Raw genomic sequence first — 18,031 nt, 5'->3', positions numbered from 1 at the left:
CGGGGCTAGAACAACTGCCCCTGCGCCGGCGCCGTCACGACGGCGTCGGCCACTGCGTTCCCCTCGCGGCCCTGCAGGCGAGCAGCCAGACCCGACAGCCGGCTGGCGTGCCGCGCCAATGCGGCCTCCAGCACCTCCGCACTGCCCAGCACATGCAGCGCCTGCCGCGCGCGGGTCATGCCGGTATAGATCAGCTCGCGCGACAGCACGCGATTGTCGCGTCGCGGCAGCTGCAACCAGACCTCATCGAACTCCGAGCCCTGCGCCTTGTGCACGGTCATCGCGAACGCGCTTTCGTGCGCCGGCAATGCACCCGGGTGGAAGCCACGTGGTTGATCCGGCGTTTCGCCGGGGAACCACGCGGTCACGCTGCCGTGGCGATCGATCAGGCAGATGCCGATGTCGCCGTTGAACAGGCGGTGCCGGTAGCTGTTCTCGGTGATCAGCAGCAGCCGGCCGTGGAAGTAACCCGGCGCCATGCCCGGCCGCGGCACACCTGCCAGCAGCGCTTCGATGCGGGCATTGAGCCCGCGCGCGCCCTGTGGGCCTTCGCGCACGGCGGTGAGCAGGCGGATGCGGCCGGCATTGGCCAGCGCAGCGCCGGGATCGGCGGCTTCGCCGAGGCCGCGCCAATGCCCGAGCAGCTGCTCGCGGTGATGCTGCAGCGGATCGCTCTGGTCTTCGTGGAAGTGCACACCGGCCAGCGTGCCCGTCCTCAGCAGTGCCAGCGCGGTGGCGCTGTTGCCGTCGCGCACGGCATGCGCCAGCGGTGCCAGATCGAGCGCGTCGGTCTGCCGGTAGCCCCGCTGCAGCTGCACGCGCCGGCCGGCGAACCGGCGTGGCGGTGCCAGCGGTTGCAACGCATCGGCAGCAAGCAGCACGCGCAGCGCCTGGGCATCGTCAGCCTGGGTACCCAGGCCATCGCCGCTGGCACGGAGGATGGCGCTGAGCACATCGCCGGCTTCCACCGAGGGCAGCTGGTCCGGATCACCGAGCAGCACCAGCCGGGTGCCATCGGCGATCGCCTCGACCAGCTTGGTCATCAGCGGCAGGTCGATCATCGAGGCCTCGTCCACCACCACCACGTCGTACGGCAGCGGGTTGTCGGGGTGATGCCGGAAGCGTGGCGAATCCGGGATCACCCCGAGCAGGCGATGCAGGGTGGTGCCGGTGCTCGGCATCGCGTCGCACAGCGCCGGTGCGATGCCCACCAGGCGCAGCCGCTGCACGGCCAGGCGCAGGCTCTCGGCCATGCGCTCGGCGGCGCGGCCGGTGGGCGCGGCGAGCGCGACCCGTGGCAATGCCTGGTCGGCCTGCACCGCCTGTGCGGCAAGCAGCACCAGCAGCCGCGCGATGGTGGTGGTCTTGCCGGTGCCGGGGCCGCCGGTCACCAGCACCAGTGGATGGCGCAGCGCGACGGCCGCGGCGCGGGCCTGGTGATCGATCCCATCGTGGGCCTGCGGGAACAGTTGGCCGAACAGCGTGGCCAGGGTGCCGGGATCGGCGTCGGGCAGCGGATGCGTGGCGATGCGCTGCAGGCCCTCGGCAAGCCGACGTTCGTATTCGCGGTAGCGACGCAGATAGAGCAGGCCGTTCTCCAGCACCAGCGGTGCATCGCCAGCGACCACGTCCTCCGCGCCGGGTACCTCCACCCACGGCGACGCCTGCAGCTGCGCCAACCACGCCTCGGGTGCCGGCCAGTCGACATCGACCTCGATCAGGCGCTGCGGCTGGGTCGGATCCAGGCCGGCGTGTCCTTCCGAGACCGCCAGCGAGGCCAGTGCGGCACCGACCAGCACCGCGTCGGGCGTGTCAGGGCGCAACCTGCGCAGGCTCTGCGCCAGCGCATGGTCCAGCGTGCGAAGCACGTTGCCACGGTAGAGCGTGGTGAGCAGGCTCATGCCTCCCCCCGTGCGCGCGCGGCCATGCGTGCCTGGGCGTGTTCGCCCCCGGCGAAAAGGGCATCCAGGGCATCGACCAGGGCCGGATCGAAGCGATGCGCATACAGGCCCGGGCTGTCGTCGCGGCGGGCATCCAGGCCGCGGCAGAACAGATAGCGGATACCGCCCATGTCGCGCGCATAGTCGTACTGCGCGCCCAGCCGGAAACGCAGCCACCGGTGCAACGCGACGGTGTAGATCAGCGCCTGCAGGTCGTATTCGCTGTGCTGCATGGCGCTGGCCAGACGGGCCGCGTCGTAGCCGGGCAGGCGATTGGATTTGTAGTCGAGCACGTACCAGCGGTCCGCACGCACGTAGGTGAGATCGATCTTGCCCGTCATCAGCCCCTCCAGCCGCCGGCGGGTGCCGAAGCCATGGCGGTCGCGCACCAGCCCGTGCGCGTGCAGCAGGCTCAACAGCGCTGGAACGGCGGTCGGCTGCATCGCGAAGTGGAACTCGATCTCGGCACGGCGTGCATCGGCCGGCAGGTCGTGCAGTGCGCCGCCTTCCGGCAGGGGCACGGTCAGGGTCTGGCCGACCAGCCCGGTCAGCATGGCCACGCCATCGTCCAGGTCTTGCTCGGCATAGCCTTCCGCGCGCAGCGAGGCGCGCAGGACCTCGGCTTCCTCGCCGGGTGCGGTCTCGCCGGCCTGCCAGCCGCCCCACTGCGCGAAGTCGGTGTTTTCCAGCGCATCGTGCAGCACGTTGCCGAAGCGGCTGCCCATGAAGCGCGGGTCGCTCTCTTCGCTGGCCACGGCCGGTTGTTCTGCTTCCAGGGTGAGGTCCACGCCGGCCGGCTCATCGGCTGCGGGTGCCGGCACTTCGGTCGCGGCCGCATCGGTGTCGTGGCCCGCGTCGGCATGCGCCAGCTGGGTGAAGCTGTACACCCACCAGTCGTGCGGCACGCGGCGGGTCAGCGCGCGGACCGGTGGCAGTTCGCCGTCGCGCTCGAAGGCGAGCTGCGCCGGGCGGGGTTCCACCGGGCCCTCGATCACGGCGATGTCCGGATGCGCACGCAGCGCTTCCAGGTCCGACAGCATCGGTGCCAGGCGGGTCTTCGCCAGCCCGGCCAGATCACCGGCGGCGATCCACAGGGCGTGCTCGGCCCGGGTCAGCCCGACGTAGAGCAGGCGCGCGTCTTCGGCGTCCTGTTCCTGGGTGCTGCGCGTGCTGGCCGCATTCCAGCTGTCGTCCTTGTCCAGTTTCCAGTGCAGCTCGCGGCGGCCGTTGGCGTACACCGTGCAGTTGGCCTCGGTGTTCGGTGCGCCCCCCCCGATGCCGACGAACGGCAGGAATACCAGCGGATACTCCAGCCCCTTGCTCTTGTGCAGGGTGATGATCTGCACGCGGCGCGCATCCGATTCCAGGCGCAGCAGCTGCTGTTCGTCGTTCTGGTCGGCATGCGCCATCTGCACCTGCAGCCAGTCGAGCAGGCCGTGCATGCCCAGCGTCTGCCCGGCCGCCTGCTGCAGCAGTTCACCCAGCTGCAGGTAGTTGGTCAGGCGGCGCTCGCCATCCAGCAGGCCCAGCAGGCGCTCGGCGTGTTCGGCGCAGAGATCGGCGATCACCGCGAACGGGCCGCCGCGCTGCCAGCGCTCACGCCATTCCAGCAGCCGCACCTGGAAGGAGCGCTGCGCATCGCCTTCGCGCTCCAGCGCATCGATCGCCTCGGCATCTTCGCCGAGCAGTACGGTGGACAGTGCGGCGCGCAGCCGCCCTTCGTCGGCCGGCTGCAGCAGCGCCAGCAGCAACAGGCGCAGGTCGTGCGCTTCGGGCGTGGCATACAGGCTCTGCTTGCCCGCAGCGACGGCGGGAATGCCTACCGCACCGAGCGCCTGCTGGATGCGCGTGGCCTCCTTGTGCGAGCGCACCAGCACCGCGATGTCGCCGGGTTGCACCGGCACGTCGCGCAGCAGCGCGCGCCCTTGCCGGGCTTCGCTGAGGATCTGGTGGATCGCGGCCACACAGGCATCACTGGCCTGCTGCCGCGAGGGATCGGCCTTGAGGTCGCCGCCCTCGGTATTGTGCAGCACGCGCACGGTCAGGCCAGGTGCGGGGAGACCGTCGCGCAGGAAATCCGCATCCATCCGGGTGCTGCCGGGGTGCACCGGTTCGAAGGCGATGTCAGCTTCGAGGAAGGCGCGCTCACCGGCGTTGGCGTACAGCGCTTCGATCGCGTGCAGCACCGCCGGACGCGAGCGGAAATTGCGGTCCAGCGCGGGCGCGGCATCGGCCTGGCGCTTGGCCTTGAGATAGGTGTGGATATCGCCGCCGCGGAAGCCGTAGATCGCCTGCTTGGGGTCGCCGATCAGGAACAACGCCGGTGCCAGGCCCGCGTCCCGGGTCTCCTCCGAGTCGCCAAACACACGCTGGAAAATGCCCCACTGGCGGTCATCGGTATCCTGGAACTCATCCACCAGCGCGATCGCATACTGCGCGCGCAGCTGCTGCACCAGGGTGGCGCGGTGCGGGCCTTCCAGGGCATCGGCAACGCCATCGATCAGGTCATCGTAGGTCTGCACGCGGCCGATCCGCTTGAGCTCGGCCAGCCGCGCACGCGCTTCGTCGCGCAGATCATGCAGGAACGCGGTGGCCTGCTGGCGCAGCCACTGCTCGCGCGCATCGGCGGCATGCCACCAGGCCTGCAACGCGTCGAACAGTGGCGAGGCCGGGCACTGGCCTTCCATGCCGTCCTTGCAGAAGGCCAGCAGCTGCACCGGCAGCAGTTTGCCCAGGTGGCTCTTGTCGCCACGCGGCCAGTGCTGCGCGCTGCGGCCGGCCAACAGCTCGCCGAAGGCCTTGTCGAAGCTCGGCCGTTTGGCACGACGGCCGTCGAAGACCTTGCGGTCGAAGGCCACGGCGATCTGCGCCTGGGCGTCTTCGACGTGCGTCTGGATCGCCTCTGCCAACGCAGCCGCGGTGAGCCGCAGTTGCGGGGCGGGATCGTCGAAGGTACGCGTGGGCCGCGCTGGCAGCAGCGGCAACGGCTTGATCAGCGTGGAGAGATCGCCTGCCAGCGCCTCGGGCGAGGACCACAGCCAGGTCAGCGCATCGACCGTGGCCGGGTCGTTGGCATGCACGCGCCACAGGTCGGCGGCCAGTTCTTCGTGCAGCTCGCGTTCGCTTGGCAGCAGGGTCGGCGGATCGAAGGTATGCCCGCTCTCCAGCGCATGTTCGCGCAGTACGCGGGTGCAGAAGCCGTGGATGGTGAAGATCGAGGCGAGGTCGATTTCATCAGCGGCGGTCTGCAGCCGGCGCGCCAGCGCGGCGGGTGTCTCTTCACCGAGGGCGAGCTGGCGTTGCAGGATCACCCGGGTCAACGCGACCTCCGGGCTGTCCTGTTCGCCCGGCGCGCGCTCCACCAGTTGCGCGGCCAAGGCCAAGCGCTCGCGGATGCGCTTGCGCAGTTCCTGCGTGGCGGCATCGGTGAAGGTGACGGCCAGGATCTGGCCGATGCGCCATCCCTTCTCCACCACCAGCCGGGTGAACAGCGTGGCCAGGGTAAAGGTCTTGCCGGTGCCGGCGCTGGCCTCGATCAGGCGCACGCCGTCCAGCGGCAGCGCCAGGTAGGGATCATTGAGCAGGTCGTGGTCGGTCATCGCAGGGCTCCTTCCTCGTCAAAGCCCGGGAACACCCGGCCTTCGCGCACCGCGGTGAACACCACGAAGCTGTTGTGCAGCAGTTGCCGGTAACTGTCGGCACTGGCGAAGGGGTCGTGGCCGCGCAGCGCGAGCTGGTAGCCGGCGCCGGTGGACTCGCCCCAGTTGCGGTCGCTGCCGTGCCACTTGGCGCGGCCCTCGGCCTCGCGCCTGGCCTCGGCGGCGGTGTAAAGCACCCAGCCGGTGGACGGGCCGTACAGCAGCGGCGCGCGCAGCCCTTCGCTGCGCAGCTGCAGCAGGCGACGCAGCACCTGCTGCGCGCGCTCGGCGCCCAGCGGCGGCAGCGTGTGCGGACCCAGCCCGTCATCGCCTGCCTCGTGGAACTGCACCAGCGGCAAGGCCTCGCCCGCGGCATTGGCCAGCAGCCAGTCCAGGCCCTGGCGGATCGCGGCACGACCGTTGAGCGGACCCGGGCGCAGGCGCACCAACCCGTGCGGATGTACTCCGTCCACGCGGCCGTGCAGGCGAACCCCGTCGATATCCACTTCGTAGCGGCGGCTGTCGGCCGTGGTACCGGCCTGCCACTGGGCCAGCGCCTGCGCGTAAGGCTCGGTCTGCGCCTGCAGCAGCGCGAACTGCCGTTCGCCCAGGGCGCCGGAGGGCAGCAGCGCCCGCGCACGCAGCCGTGGGTACAGCGGCGTGTCGTCCTGCCCGAGGGTGGCCTCGATCACGGCCTGCTGCAGCAGCACCGTGTCGCCACCGCGCGCGGCCATCACCAGCGGCTCGACGTCGTCGGCGTTGTCCACGTCATCGGGCAGGCGCAGGCCGAGCCGTTGCGAGAGGAACTGGCTGGCCGGATCGGTGAGGAAACGACGCAGCGCATCTACGCTCAGTTCCGGCTCGGCAGCGCTGCTCTCCATCGGCGGCAGCGGCGTGGCGAACCACGGCGCCAGCGCGCGACGTGCACCGCCGAGCGAGCCGGCAGCGGGGTGCCATTGGCGGCGGTAGCTGAAACGCCGCGGCTCCTCGCCACCGCCGAACGCGGCCGGAGCGAACGGCTGCAGCGAATGGCGCACGGTCATCCTGCGCGCCGCCGCCGGGGGATCCAGGTGGTACTCGGCCGCGGCATCGATCAGCTCGCTGACCAGCACCGAGGGTTCGCGCACGCTGCCATCGCGCGGATCGGCGCCCAGATAACTCAGGTAGAACACGTCCTGCGCCGAGGCGAACAGCTGCAGGAACAGGAAGCGATCATCCTCGCGCAGCGAGCGGTCGCCATGCCGGCGCTTGTCGGTGCCCAGCTCGGCGGTGAGCTGGTTGAGGCCGGCTGCCGGATCGCGGCGCGGGAAGTCGCCATCGTTCAGGCCAAGCACGCAGATCACCCGGAACGGCAGCAGGCGCATCGGCACCATCCGGCCGAAGCTGACGCCACCGGTCAACAGCGGTGCACGCGTATCGGCCTGGGCGAGCACGCCGGCGAAATGGGCGCGCAGCACCTCCGGTGGCACGTCGCCTTCAAACCCGGCGGTCTCCGCATCGCGGGCGAACTCGTTGATCAGTTTGCGCAGGCGCTCCAGCGCGCGCTGGCTGCTGGCCGCCTGCGGCGGTTCGGGCAGCAGCGCATCGAGCAGGGCCAGCAGGCGCTGCCGCCACTGCCCGGGCGACATGGCCTCACCGAGGGCCTTCTGGTAGCGCGCCAGCACGCGCAGCAGCCCCAGCAGGCGGTCCAGCGCGTCCAGCGCACTGCCTTCCAGCTCCGGCCATGGCGCGACCCCGGCGATATCGCCGTCGCTGCCGCTGGCGTGGCCGAGCAGCAGGCGATCCAGCGCGAACTGCCAGGTAAACGCATCGTCCACCGGGGCCTGATGCTGGCCGCGATGGGCCGCATCCAGCCCCCAGCGCGCGCCGGCGGCCTGCAGCCAGTCGTGCAGGCGGTCGAACGCCGCGGCGTCGAGGCCGGCGGCGTCCGCCAACGGTGCACTGGCGAGCAGATCGAGCACCTCGTTCAATCCGAAGCGCGAGACCGGCAGCCCGAGCAGGTGCACGAACACATCGGCCAACGGCTCGCCGGCCAGCGGGCTGGTATCGGCCAGCGCATAGGGAATGTGGTCATCGCCGCCGCTGCGGCCGCCGAACACCGCTTCCAGGTATGGCACGTAGGGATCGATGTCCGGTGCCAGCACCGCGATGTCGCGCGCCTGCAGCGGCGGATCGAAGCGCGGATCCTGCAGCAGGCCGCGCAGCTGGTCATGCAGCACCTGCAGTTCGCGCAGGCGGGTGTGGCAGGCATGAACCTGCAGGCTGGGGTCGTCGTAGCGCAGCCCCTCGCGCAGCTCCCCCGCCGGCTGCCCGCGGCGGTGGAACAGATCGCGCTGCAGGCGGTGCAGCAGGCTGTCGGACAGCCCGCCGTCGGCCATGTCCGGGCGCGCATCCTCTTCGGGATCGTCGTACGCGGCGATCTCACCGGAGGGGTGCACGACCTCGTAGCTGCCCAGCACCGCCATGAAATCGCGACCCGCCGCGCCCCAGGCCTGCAGCAGGCGGTTCTCGCCGGCCGCCTCGCCGAACGGATCGGGCGCGCCGCTGCGCAGCTTCTCGCCCAGCGTTTGCAGATCACCCCAATAGGCCTGGGTCGGTGTGGGCAGATAGAAGTGCATCGTGCCGACCCGCGCCTGGGTGGCCAGCACCCGCAGCACGTCCGGGGAGATGTTGAGGGTGGCGAAGGCGAACACGCGCGTCGGCAGGCCCTGCGGCAACGGCTGCCCGGCACCCTCGAAGCGGGCCAGGTAGGCATCGATGCGGCGCGCACGGTACTGCTCGCCGCCGGCGATGCGCCGCCACAGGATCGCCTGCGGGTCGTTCGGCGCTGCGCCCGCGTCCCAGCGCAGCAGCCAATCGCGACGCCACGCCTGGTACTTCTCGAACACCGAGGCCAGTTCGGCCGCCAGCGCCCATGGCTTGAGCGGATCGGCCGCGGACAGATACGCCTGCAGCGCCGCCATCGGCGGCTGCGCCATCAACACCGGGTCTCGCAGGGCGGCATACAACCGCCAGCGCAGCCCCTCGGCATTGAGATCGTCATGTTCCCCGGGCACGTTGGCATTGAGGGCGCGGGCGACCAGCTCACCCGGCGTGAGGAACGCGAGGTTGGCGGCAATGCCATACTCGGCCGCCAGGGTCGATTGCAGCCAGCGGCGCATCGCAACCTGCGGGATCAGCACCACCTCCGGCACCAGGATGGATTGGCCCGGCACCGGCGTGCGCAGCGTCGTGGCAAGCAGCGCGGCCAGCACATCGAGCGAGTTGGAGTGGTACAGGCGAAAGTCTGAAGCAGCGTCGGTCATCGCAGGAGTGTGCCGTAGCCGACGCACGAACGCAGCGCTGCTGGCGGTGCGGACGGGGAAAAGGCGCGGGCCACCACCGGCCCGACACGCTGTGTTGCAGGTGACGGCATGCCCGCCGCGGCACTGCCCTCACCCGCCCGTGCGACATACTGCACGGTCCAGTTCGGTTATGTTCAGCCGTTCACCACGATCTTACAACGTTGGAATTTTGTTAATGGCGCCCATGACGGTTTCCGAAGAGAGTCTGGTGCAGTTGTCCAACGTCCGCATCGACCGCGGCGGACGTACGATCCTGCGCGACGTTTCGCTGACCGTTCCGCGCGGCAGCATCACCGCCGTGCTTGGCCCGTCGGGCAGTGGCAAGTCCACGCTGCTGGCGGCGCTGACCGGTGAGCTGCGCCCGGTGGCCGGCGAGGTCACCCTGTTCGGCCAGCCCATTCCGACCGGCGCACGCGCGCTGTTGGAGATGCGCAAGAGCGTGGGCGTGCTGCTGCAGGGCAATGGGCTGCTGACCGACCTGACCGTCGCCGAGAACGTGGCCCTGCCACTGCGCACCCATACCCGCCTGCCGAAGCCCGTATTGCGCCGCCTGGTGCAGATGAAGCTGCACGCAGTGGGCCTGCTGGCCGCTGCCGATGCCTGGCCGCGCGAGCTGTCCGGCGGCATGGCGCGGCGTGTGGCCCTGGCCCGTGCGCTTGCGCTCGACCCGCCGCTGATGATCTACGACGAGCCGCTGACCGGGCTGGACCCGATCGCCTCGGGCGTGATCATGAGCCTGATCCAGCGCCTCAACCACAGCCTGGGGCTGACCAGCATCATCGTCAGCCACCACGTGCACGAGACCCTGCCGATCTGCGACCAGGTGATCGCCATCGCCAACGGCGGCATCGTATTCCAGGGCAGCCCGGCCGCACTTGAATCCAGCCAGGACCCGCTGCTGCGGCAGTTCCTGCATGGTGAGCCGGACGGCCCGATCCCCTTCGATGCCGCACCACGTGCGAGGGTTGCCTGATGCCGTTCGTTGACGCTACCCGCTCGCTCGGTCGCGCCGGCCTGTTCTCGCTGACGGTACTGCGCGGCTCGCTGCCGACCGCCGATTTCCTTGCCGAGCTGACCCGCGAGATCTACAAGATCGGTGCACGTTCGCTGCCGATCATTGCCGTAGGCGGCGCGTTCGTGGGCCTGGTGCTGACCCTGCAGGGCTACCGCACGCTCACCACCTTCGGCGCCGCCGATGCGTTGTCCACGCTGCTTGGCCTCTCGCTGTACCGCGAACTGGCCCCGGTGCTGACCGCACTGCTGTTCATCGGCCGCGCCGGCAGCTCGATCGCCGCCGAACTGGGCCTGATGCGCGCCACCGACCAGATCAAGGCGCTGGAGCTGATGGCCATCGACCCGGTGGCCAAGGTCGTCGCCCCGCGCTTCTGGGCGGCGGTGCTGACCGTGCCGCTGCTGACCGGCATCTTCTGCTCGCTGGCGATCAGTGCCAGCTACTTCGAGGCCGTGCATGTGCTCGGCCTGGACAACGGCGTGTTCTGGTCGGCGCTGAGCAACAGCGTGGACTTCTGGGACGACTTCGGTGTGGCGATGCTGAAGTCGGCGATCTTCGGCGGCACCGCGGCCCTGGTCGCTTCCTATGTCGGCTTCCATGCCGAACCCACGATCGAAGGCACGTCGGTCGCCACCACGCGCGCGGTGGTCAACGCCTCGCTGCTGGTGCTGGTCTTCAACTTCGTGCTGTCCGCCATGATGTTCCAGTAGGTACCGACCGTTGGTCGGTACGGCCGTTGTCCCTGGCCAGCACCCCCGCTTGAGTACGCAAAGACTTCCCGCCCGGACACCTGTCCAGGCACCTGACAAAGAACAGTGAGATATCCCATGGCCATCCGCGGTCCCAGACTCGAATTTTCCGTCGGCGCGTTCCTGCTGCTGGCGCTGGCCTCGCTGCTGGTGCTGGCCGTGGCCTCCACCAATCAACGGTGGGGCACCGGCGGCAGCGGCTACGAACTCAAGGCGCGCTTCACCCAGATCGGCCAGCTGCGCAAGCAGGCGCCGGTCAAGATCGGCGGCGTGACCATCGGCCAGGTCTCGGGCATCGAACTGGATCCCCAGAAGTTCGACTCGATCGTGACCCTCAAGCTGGACGGCAAGTTCAAGGATCTGCCGGCCGACACCTCGGCCGGCATATTCACCAGCGGTTTGCTCGGCGAGAGCTATATCGGTCTGCAGCCGGGCGGTGACCCGGATGTGCTCAAGTCCGGCGACGAGATCGTCTTCACCCAGCCGGCGGTGGACCTGCTCCAGCTGGTCGGCAAGTACATGTTCAGCGGTCCGGCCAATACCGGTGGCGCTGACTCCCACGATGGCAACGGCGCGCCTGCGCCTGCAACGGAACCGCAACCATGAAAAAGACCCTGATCCCGGCGCTGCTGGCCTCGGCCCTGCTCGCCGCCACGCCCTCGCTCTCCTTCGCCCAGGCCGCTCCCGCTGCCGCTGCCGCCCAGCAGGGCCAGGCCAGCAAGGCGGTGATGGACGCCAGCACCCGCATCCTGACCTCGCTGCAGCAGCGCCGCACCGAGTTCCGGGCCAACCCGGCGGTGCTGCGTGACTTCATCAACAGCGAGCTCAACAAGACCTTCGACCGCGACTACGCCGCCCGCCTGGTGCTGGGCGTGCACGGCCGCGGCGCCTCCGATGCCGACGTCAAGCTGTTCGCCGATGCGATGGCCGACAACCTGATGCAGCGCTACGGTTCGGCCCTGCTCGAGATCCAGGGCAAGCCGACCTTCCGCCTGAAGAGCGAGTCGCCGCTGCCGGGCAACCGCGGCGTGCGCGTGTCCACCGAGCTGATCCGCGCCGGCAACGAGCCGACCCCGGTCGACTACCTGATGCGCAACGTCAACGGCCAGTGGAAGATCTTCGATGTGATGATCGAAGGCATCTCCTACGTGCAGACCTTCAAGACCCAGTTCGACGCCCCGCTGCGCCAGAAGTCGATCCAGCAGGTCGCCACCGAACTGCGCAACGGCAGCATGCAGGCCGGGCAGGCCCCGCGTGGCAAGTAACAGCGCCAGCGTGCAGCGCAACGGTGCCTCGCTGGTGTTCAGCGGGGTGCTCGACCGCGCGGCGGTGACGGCCCTGTGGCCTTCGCTGGCCGCGCTGGACGGCGTGCAGCAGTTGGATCTGGCGGCGGTGACCGGACTGGACAGTGCCGGCCTGGCCCTGCTGGCCGAGCTGGCCGCACGCCTGCGTGCAAACGGGACCGCGCCGACGATCATCGGCAGCCCGGACGGTTTCACCGACCTCAGTGCCGCCTACCGGCTGGCACCCACCCTGGATTTCCATGCCCTTTCTGCGGCGAGCTGACATGAACGTCATACGCACCCTCCCCCTCCTCGTGCTGGCGCTGGCCCTGAGCGCCTGTGCTGGCAAACCCGCACGCGACAGCGCACCGGTCAGCGTCGAGGTCGCCCCTGCGGCGGCACCGGTGGCCGATGTGGCCGACACGCCCGTGGTACCGGCCGACGCCGTCGCCGACAGCACGGCCCCGGCCGCGCAGGCCGGTACCGACCCAGCGGCGGCCCCGGCCACGGCCGGCACCGCGCCGACCAACGCCGAGGACGACTTCGCTGCGTTGTACGGCGGGCCCGCCCCGAGCGCGGATGGCACCGAGCCCAGCGGCACCCCGTACGATCCGTGGGAACCGTTCAACCGCAAGGTGCACAGCTTCAACAACGTGGTCGACCGTGCGGTCGCACGCCCGCTGGCGGTGGCCTACACCAATGTGGTGCCGCGCTTCGCCCGCACCGGCGTAAGCAACTTCTTCAGCAACTTGCGCGCACCGGTGACGATCACCAACCAGCTGCTGCAGGGCCGTCCGGACGATGCCTGGGACAGCCTGGGCCGCTTCCTGATGAACTCCACGCTGGGTATCGGCGGGCTGTTCGATCCGGCCAGCAAGGCCATGGTGCCGCGTCGCAAGGAAGACTTCGGTCAGACCCTGGGCACGTGGGGCTGGCGCCGTTCGCGCTACGTGGAGCTGCCGTTCTTCGGCCCGCGTACCGTGCGCGATGTGTTCGGCCTGGCCGGCGACATGCCGCTCTCGCCGATCCGCACGATCGAAGAGGACAAGATCCGCATCGGCCTGCAGGGCCTGCAGCTGGTGGACATGCGTTCGCAGCTGCTGGCGGTCGATGACATGCGCGACAACGCCGTGGACGAGTATTCGCTCGTGCGCGATGCATGGCTGCAGCGCCGCAACTACCAGATCGAGAACGACCTGCGTGGCAAGCATGCGCGCGGCAAGGACGATCCGGACGCCCCGATTCCGGTCGATGCGATGCCGATGCCGAACTGGGGTAACTGATCCCCCACGAGAAAGCCCCGCCGAAGCGGGGCTTTTTTTGTTCCCGCGTCAGCCGATCAGGCCGCCAGCGCGGCGTCGATCGCGGCCACCAGGCGGGCATCGTCAGCCGGCACGTCCGGGGCGAAGCGCGCGATGACCTGGCCATCGCGGCCGATCAGGAACTTCTCGAAGTTCCACAGCACGCCCGGGGCGGCATTGACCACCAGCTCGGGGTACTTGGCCACGGCGCCCTGCAGCTTCTCGCGCATCGGGCCTTCGCCGGTGGCGCTCGGCTGCGCGGCGGTCAGCTGCTGATACAGCGGATGGGTGTCCTCACCGGCCACGCTGATCTTGGCGAACATCGGGAAGCTGACGTTGTATTCGAGCTGGCAGAACTGCTGGATGTCCGCTTCGCTGCCCGGTTCCTGGGCCAGGAAGTTGTTGGCCGGGAAGCCCAGCACTTCCAGGCCGGCGGCCTGCTTGTCGGCGTACAGCGCCTGCAGACCTTCGTACTGCGGGGTCAGGCCGCACTTGGAGGCGACGTTGACCACCAGCAGCACCTTGCCGCGGTAATCGGCCAGCGAGGTCGGTTGACCTTCGATGGTGGTGACGGGGATGTCGTAGACGGTCTGGCTCACGGCAGGTTCCTTGCGTTGGATCAGGGGAGGCACAGCATAGCCGTGCCGCGGGAAGGTCAGTCGACGCAGATCGTGCCCAGTGCCACGCCGCCATCGATGCGCTGGCGGCAGCCGAAGTTCTGGCTGACATCACGCTGGCAGACGCCGCGCGCGGCCGTTCCCGGCGCGACATCGCTCGTGGCCAGGCATTGGCCGCTGCAGTCGGCCTTGGCGCTGCAGACCTTGCCGGCATCGGCGTAGGGCACCACGCACTGCACGCGCTGCAGGCGACCCAGCGGCTGCAGGCTGCCACCGGCGGCGGCGCATGCGGCGGCGCTCGGTGGGGCGGAGGTGGTCGCCGCGGTGTCGGCAGGGGTATCGACAGGTGGCGTACTGCTGCACCCGGCCAAGGCGAGCAGGAGGGACAGCATCAGGGTCAGGCGCATCGGCGTTCCTTGGAAGGCGGAAGAGAGACAGGGCAGAGCGTGTGCCGCGCAGCATGCGTGATCGCCTGCATGCATGGCGTCGGCGCTCACTCCTGCGCGGCGCTGGTCTCGTCGCCGGCCACGTCCTCGTCCTCGCCGCTCATGTCGCCGAGCAGGTCCTGGGTCTGTTCGCTGCCGAGCGTTTCCACGCTGCGCAGGCGGCGCTCGATGGTGCGCGTCTTGCGGCTGGCTTCACCGAGGCTGCGGCCCACCGTGCTGATCTGCTTCTCGGCTTTTTCCAGGATGCCGGCGAACTTGCCGAACTCACTTTTGACCGCACCGAGCAGGCCCCACACTTCGCTGGAGCGCTGTTCGATGGCCAGCGTGCGGAAGCCCATCTGCAGGCTGTTGAGCAGCGCGGTGACGGTGGTCGGGCCGGCCACCACCACGCGGTGGTCGCGCTGCAGCAGGTCGATCAGGCCGGGGCGGCGGATCACTTCGGCGTACAGGCTTTCGGTCGGCAGGAACATCACCGCGAAATCAGTGGTGTGCGGCGGGGCGATGTACTTGTCGCAGATCGATTTGGCCTGGATGCGGATCGCGCGCTCCAGCTGCGCGCCCTGCACGCGCACCCCTTCGACATCGCCCTGTTCCTGCGCATCGAGCAGGCGCTCGTAATCTTCGCGCGGGAACTTGGAATCGATCGGCAGCCACACCGGGGTGTCTTCGTGGCCACGGCCCGGCAGGCGCACCGCGATATCCACGATCTCGTTGCTGTCCGGGCGCACTTTGACGCCGCGCCCGTACTGCTCTTGGGTCAGCGTCTGCTCGAGGATGTTGTCCAGCTGCACTTCGCCCCAGCTCCCACGGTTCTTGACGTTGGTCAGCACCCGCTTGAGGTCGCCCACGCCGGTGGCCAGCTGCTGCATTTCGCCGAGGCCACGCTGGACCTGCTCCAGTCGTTCGGAGACCAGCTGGAACGAAGCACCCAGGCGGGTTTCCAGCGTGGTCTGCAGCTTCTCGTCGACGGTCACGCGCATCTGGTCGAGCTTTTCGGCGTTATCGCTCTGCAGGCTCTTGAGCTGCTGCTCGAGCGTGGCGCGCATCTCGCCGATGCGCTGCTCGTTGCGCTGGGTCATCTCCTGCAGGCGCAGGCCCAGCGATTCGGCCAGGCGCTGCTGCGACTGCCCGGTTTCCTCGCGGCCCAGGCGTGCATCGTCGGCCAAGGCCTGGCGCAGCGCGGCCATGTGGCTGTCGGTGCGGGTGGTGAGTTCCACCAGCTGCTGGCCGAACGCTTCGATGCGCGCCTGCTGCTGGTGCCCGAACGCTTCCAGCTGCGCGCGCACGTCCTGCATGCGCAGCGCCAGCAGCTCGCCGGTGCGCTGCTGGCTGAGCGTGCTTTCCTCGCGGGCCTTGCGCGCGTCTTCACCCAGCGCGTCGCGCAACAGGTCCAGGCGCTGATCGGTACGGGTGGACAGATCGGTCAGCGCGCGCGCGAAGCTTTCCAGCCGGGCATCCTGCTGGCGGCCCAGGCCTTCGAGCTGCTCGCGCAGTTCGCTGCGGCCGACCCGGGCCTCCTCGCGCAGGCTCTGTTCGAGGTCGCCATGGCCGGAACGCCGCAGCAGCGCGAGCAGCTGCAGCACGAGGACGGCACACACCAGGGCGCCGAGAATGAGGAATTCGGTTTGCATGCGGCAAGTGTAGGCCGCGGCGGTCTCATTGGCTGCGTCAGAAACCTTCAAGCACGAGCTTGCCGCGGGCGCGGTGGCTTTCGATCAGGGCATGCGCCTGGCGCAGGTTGGCGGCGTTGATGCGGCCGTAGTGCTCGCCCAGCGTGGTGCGCAGTACGCCGGCATCGATCAGCGCCGCAACGCGTTCGAGCAGCTCGTGCTGGCGCTGCACGTCGGGGGTGTTGAAGCTGGAGCGGGTGAACATCGATTCCCAGTGCAGCGACAGGCTCTTGCGCTTGAGTGCCATCACATCGAGCTGGCCCGGGTCGTCGATCAGCGCCAGCTGGCCCTGCGGGGCGAGCGCGGCGACGATCTGGTCGTAGTGCTGGTCGGTATGGGTCAGGCTGGCGACGTGGCTGACCTCGGCGATCCCCAGGCGCTGCAGGCCTTCGCCCAGCGGCTGGGTATGATCGATCACATGGTGCGCGCCCAGCGCGTAGACCCAGTCCTGGGTGTCCGGGCGCGAGGCGGTGCCGATCACGGTCAGGCGGGTCAGCTGGCGGGCCAGCTGGACCAGGATCGAGCCGACGCCACCGGCCGCGCCGATCACCAGCAGGGTCTGGCCTTCACCGCCGTTCTCGGGGATGCGCAGGCGGTCGAACAGCAGCTCCCAGGCAGTGATCGCGGTGAGCGGCAGCGCCGCGGCGGCAGCGTCATCCAGGCTCGACGGTTTGTGCCCGACGATGCGCTCGTCCACCAGCTGGTACTCGGCGTTGCTGCCGGCACGGCCGATCGCACCGGCATAGAAGACCGCATCGCCGGGCTGGAAAAGCGTCACCTCGTCACCGACCGCATCCACGATGCCGACCGCGTCGAAACCGAGGACGCGCGGCTCGGTCACCGCCACGCCGTTGCGGACCTTGGTATCGACCGGGTTTACCGAGATCGCCCGGACCTCGACCCGCAGGTCGCGTGGGCCAGGCGTGGGGATCGGCAGGGTGATGTCCACCAGCGCGGCGGGGTCGCTGATCGGCAGGCCATGCTGGGTATAGGCGACGGCTTTCATCGGGGGGAGATCCGTTGGGGAAGACGGACAGACTGCGCTTCTCCGCCAAGCGGAGAAAGGCGCAAAATCGGGCAGCACTTTCACTCCAGGAATGAAAATGGTCCGGTTTGACGATCTCGCCCTGTTCGTCCGCACGGCGGCGCTGGGCAGCTTCTCCAACGCCGCGCGCGAGGCCGACCTGCTGCCCGGCCAGGTCGCGGCGGCGGTGGCGCGGCTGGAGCGCGAGCTGGACCTGCGCCTGTTCGTGCGCTCCACCCGCAGCCTGCGCCTGACCGCCGAGGGCGCGCTGTATCTGCCCTACGCGCAGGAGGTGCTGGCTGCGCTGCGCGAGGGCGAAGCCCGGGTGCGTGGCGAGGATGCCGAGCTGCGCGGCACTCTTCAGGTGGCGGCGCCATCGGACCTGGGCCGCAACCTGCTGCTGCCGTGGCTGACCGAGTTCCGCGCCGCGCACCCGAAGCTGCAGCTGCGCCTGCAGTTGTCCGACCAGGTGGCGGATGTGTTCCGCGATCCGGTCGACATCGCCTTCCGCCTGGGCCGGTTCGACAACGCCAGCTATGTCGCCCTGCCCCTGCTGCCCGGCAATCGGCGGGTGCTGGCCGCCTCACCGGACTACCTGGCCCGGCACGGCACGCCGGACAGCCTGGACGCGTTGAAGGAGCACCACTGCCTGCTCTACCAGCTGGCCGGGCGTGCGTATGACCGCTGGAGCTTCGAGGCCGATGGCCGGCGCACGGTGATCCCGGTGCGCGGCAACATGGTCTGCGACGATGCCGACGTGGTCCGCCGCTGGGCGGTGGCCGGGCAAGGCATCGTGTTCAAGTCGTGGCTGGATGTCTGCGCCGACGTCCAGGCCGGGCGCCTGCAGGTGCTGCTCGATGGCCTCGGCGACAGCCTGCCGTTGAACCTGGTGTGCCCGCACCGCAAGCAGTTCTCCCCGGCGATCCGCCAGCTGCATGCAATGTTCGAACAACGGCTGCAGCCCCTGCTGGCCGGCTTGCCGGACGGCGCGCGCTGACGCTATCGCC

14 protein-coding genes are annotated in these 18,031 nt (G+C 69.5%); 7 read left to right on the top strand and 7 right to left on the bottom strand.

Annotated elements, in window-relative coordinates; genetic code table 11:
- Positions 1-5: 5 nt before the first annotated feature.
- From recD to recC, 3 genes are read right to left on the bottom strand one after another with little or no spacing between them, the layout of a single operon-like run.
- Positions 6-1,901 (bottom strand): exodeoxyribonuclease V subunit alpha, encoded by a 1,896-nt coding sequence (gene recD, locus POS15_RS17865; RefSeq protein ID WP_284128605.1) that lies wholly within the window; start codon positions 1,899-1,901, stop codon positions 6-8.
- Positions 1,898-5,539, bottom strand: coding sequence for an exodeoxyribonuclease V subunit beta (gene recB, locus POS15_RS17860; RefSeq protein ID WP_284128604.1), 3,642 nt, complete (start codon positions 5,537-5,539; stop codon positions 1,898-1,900). Before recB ends, recD begins: the two co-directional genes overlap by 4 nt.
- A complete protein-coding gene (gene recC / locus POS15_RS17855; protein WP_284128603.1) occupies positions 5,536-8,883 on the bottom strand; it encodes an exodeoxyribonuclease V subunit gamma in 3,348 nt (1,115 codons plus the stop codon). The genes recB and recC overlap by 4 nt, the downstream gene beginning before the upstream one ends.
- A 223-nt stretch (positions 8,884-9,106) precedes the next feature.
- On the opposite strand from recC, the gene POS15_RS17850 reads away from it, so the two are divergent.
- The 6 genes from POS15_RS17850 to POS15_RS17825 all read left to right on the top strand — a co-directional run bounded on the left by POS15_RS17850 (position 9,107) and on the right by POS15_RS17825 (position 13,249).
- Entirely contained in the window at positions 9,107-9,895 is a 789-nt protein-coding gene (locus POS15_RS17850) for an ATP-binding cassette domain-containing protein (protein ID WP_019183992.1), read from the top strand.
- The gene (locus tag POS15_RS17845; RefSeq protein WP_019183993.1) at positions 9,895-10,644 is read left to right on the top strand and encodes an MlaE family lipid ABC transporter permease subunit; all 750 of its coding nucleotides are present in this window, start codon (positions 9,895-9,897) and stop codon (positions 10,642-10,644) included. The genes POS15_RS17850 and POS15_RS17845 overlap by 1 nt, the downstream gene beginning before the upstream one ends.
- A gap of 117 nt (positions 10,645-10,761) precedes the next feature.
- Positions 10,762-11,289 carry an outer membrane lipid asymmetry maintenance protein MlaD gene (mlaD, locus tag POS15_RS17840; protein ID WP_019183994.1) on the top strand — a complete coding sequence of 176 codons (528 nt, stop codon included), beginning with the start codon at positions 10,762-10,764 and terminating at the stop codon, positions 11,287-11,289.
- A complete protein-coding gene (locus POS15_RS17835; protein WP_019183995.1) occupies positions 11,286-11,948 on the top strand; it encodes an ABC transporter substrate-binding protein in 663 nt (220 codons plus the stop codon). The genes mlaD and POS15_RS17835 overlap by 4 nt, the downstream gene beginning before the upstream one ends.
- Positions 11,938-12,249 (top strand): STAS domain-containing protein, encoded by a 312-nt coding sequence (locus tag POS15_RS17830; RefSeq protein ID WP_070426264.1) that lies wholly within the window; start codon positions 11,938-11,940, stop codon positions 12,247-12,249. The genes POS15_RS17835 and POS15_RS17830 overlap by 11 nt, the downstream gene beginning before the upstream one ends.
- 1 nt (position 12,250) lies before the next feature.
- Complete coding sequence (locus POS15_RS17825; RefSeq protein ID WP_019183997.1) at positions 12,251-13,249, top strand: VacJ family lipoprotein; 999 nt, start codon at positions 12,251-12,253, stop codon at positions 13,247-13,249.
- A 56-nt stretch (positions 13,250-13,305) separates the two neighbouring features.
- Here POS15_RS17825 and POS15_RS17820 read toward each other — a convergent pair whose 3' ends face one another.
- The 4 genes from POS15_RS17820 to POS15_RS17805 all read right to left on the bottom strand — a co-directional run bounded on the left by POS15_RS17820 (position 13,306) and on the right by POS15_RS17805 (position 17,006).
- Positions 13,306-13,866, bottom strand: a complete 561-nt coding sequence (locus tag POS15_RS17820) for a glutathione peroxidase (protein ID WP_261997932.1) — start codon at positions 13,864-13,866, stop codon at positions 13,306-13,308.
- A gap of 56 nt (positions 13,867-13,922) precedes the next feature.
- Positions 13,923-14,291 (bottom strand): hypothetical protein, encoded by a 369-nt coding sequence (locus POS15_RS17815; RefSeq protein ID WP_284128602.1) that lies wholly within the window; start codon positions 14,289-14,291, stop codon positions 13,923-13,925.
- An 86-nt stretch (positions 14,292-14,377) separates the two neighbouring features.
- Entirely contained in the window at positions 14,378-15,961 is a 1,584-nt protein-coding gene (gene rmuC, locus POS15_RS17810) for a DNA recombination protein RmuC (RefSeq protein WP_019184031.1), read from the bottom strand.
- A gap of 37 nt (positions 15,962-15,998) precedes the next feature.
- Positions 15,999-17,006 (bottom strand): zinc-binding alcohol dehydrogenase family protein, encoded by a 1,008-nt coding sequence (locus tag POS15_RS17805; RefSeq protein ID WP_284128601.1) that lies wholly within the window; start codon positions 17,004-17,006, stop codon positions 15,999-16,001.
- A 97-nt stretch (positions 17,007-17,103) separates the two neighbouring features.
- Between POS15_RS17805 and POS15_RS17800 the strand changes: the two genes are divergently transcribed.
- Positions 17,104-18,021 (top strand): LysR family transcriptional regulator, encoded by a 918-nt coding sequence (locus POS15_RS17800; protein ID WP_284128600.1) that lies wholly within the window; start codon positions 17,104-17,106, stop codon positions 18,019-18,021.
- Positions 18,022-18,031 lie beyond the last annotated feature (10 nt).

Source organism: Stenotrophomonas sp. BIO128-Bstrain (assembly GCF_030128875.1).
GTDB classification, from domain to species: domain Bacteria; phylum Pseudomonadota; class Gammaproteobacteria; order Xanthomonadales; family Xanthomonadaceae; genus Stenotrophomonas; species Stenotrophomonas bentonitica_A.
Note: the sequence above shows the minus strand (reverse complement) of the source record. Positions and strands in the feature narration are given on the sequence as shown.

Bases quoted from the DNA above. Each gene is read 5' to 3' on its own strand.
- POS15_RS17815 (WP_284128602.1), bottom strand. From the start codon at position 14,291: ATGCGCCTGACCCTGATGCTGTCCCTCCTGCTCGCCTTGGCCGGGTGC.
- POS15_RS17800 (WP_284128600.1), top strand. From the start codon at position 17,104: ATGGTCCGGTTTGACGATCTCGCCCTGTTCGTCCGCACGGCGGCGCTG.
- POS15_RS17825 (WP_019183997.1), top strand. From the start codon at position 12,251: ATGAACGTCATACGCACCCTCCCCCTCCTCGTGCTGGCGCTGGCCCTG.
- POS15_RS17805 (WP_284128601.1), bottom strand. From the start codon at position 17,006: ATGAAAGCCGTCGCCTATACCCAGCATGGCCTGCCGATCAGCGACCCC.
- POS15_RS17850 (WP_019183992.1), top strand. From the start codon at position 9,107: ATGACGGTTTCCGAAGAGAGTCTGGTGCAGTTGTCCAACGTCCGCATC.
- mlaD (WP_019183994.1), top strand. From the start codon at position 10,762: ATGGCCATCCGCGGTCCCAGACTCGAATTTTCCGTCGGCGCGTTCCTG.
- POS15_RS17845 (WP_019183993.1), top strand. From the start codon at position 9,895: ATGCCGTTCGTTGACGCTACCCGCTCGCTCGGTCGCGCCGGCCTGTTC.
- POS15_RS17835 (WP_019183995.1), top strand. From the start codon at position 11,286: ATGAAAAAGACCCTGATCCCGGCGCTGCTGGCCTCGGCCCTGCTCGCC.
- recD (WP_284128605.1), bottom strand. From the start codon at position 1,901: ATGAGCCTGCTCACCACGCTCTACCGTGGCAACGTGCTTCGCACGCTG.
- recB (WP_284128604.1), bottom strand. From the start codon at position 5,539: ATGACCGACCACGACCTGCTCAATGATCCCTACCTGGCGCTGCCGCTG.
- recC (WP_284128603.1), bottom strand. From the start codon at position 8,883: ATGACCGACGCTGCTTCAGACTTTCGCCTGTACCACTCCAACTCGCTC.
- rmuC (WP_019184031.1), bottom strand. From the start codon at position 15,961: ATGCAAACCGAATTCCTCATTCTCGGCGCCCTGGTGTGTGCCGTCCTC.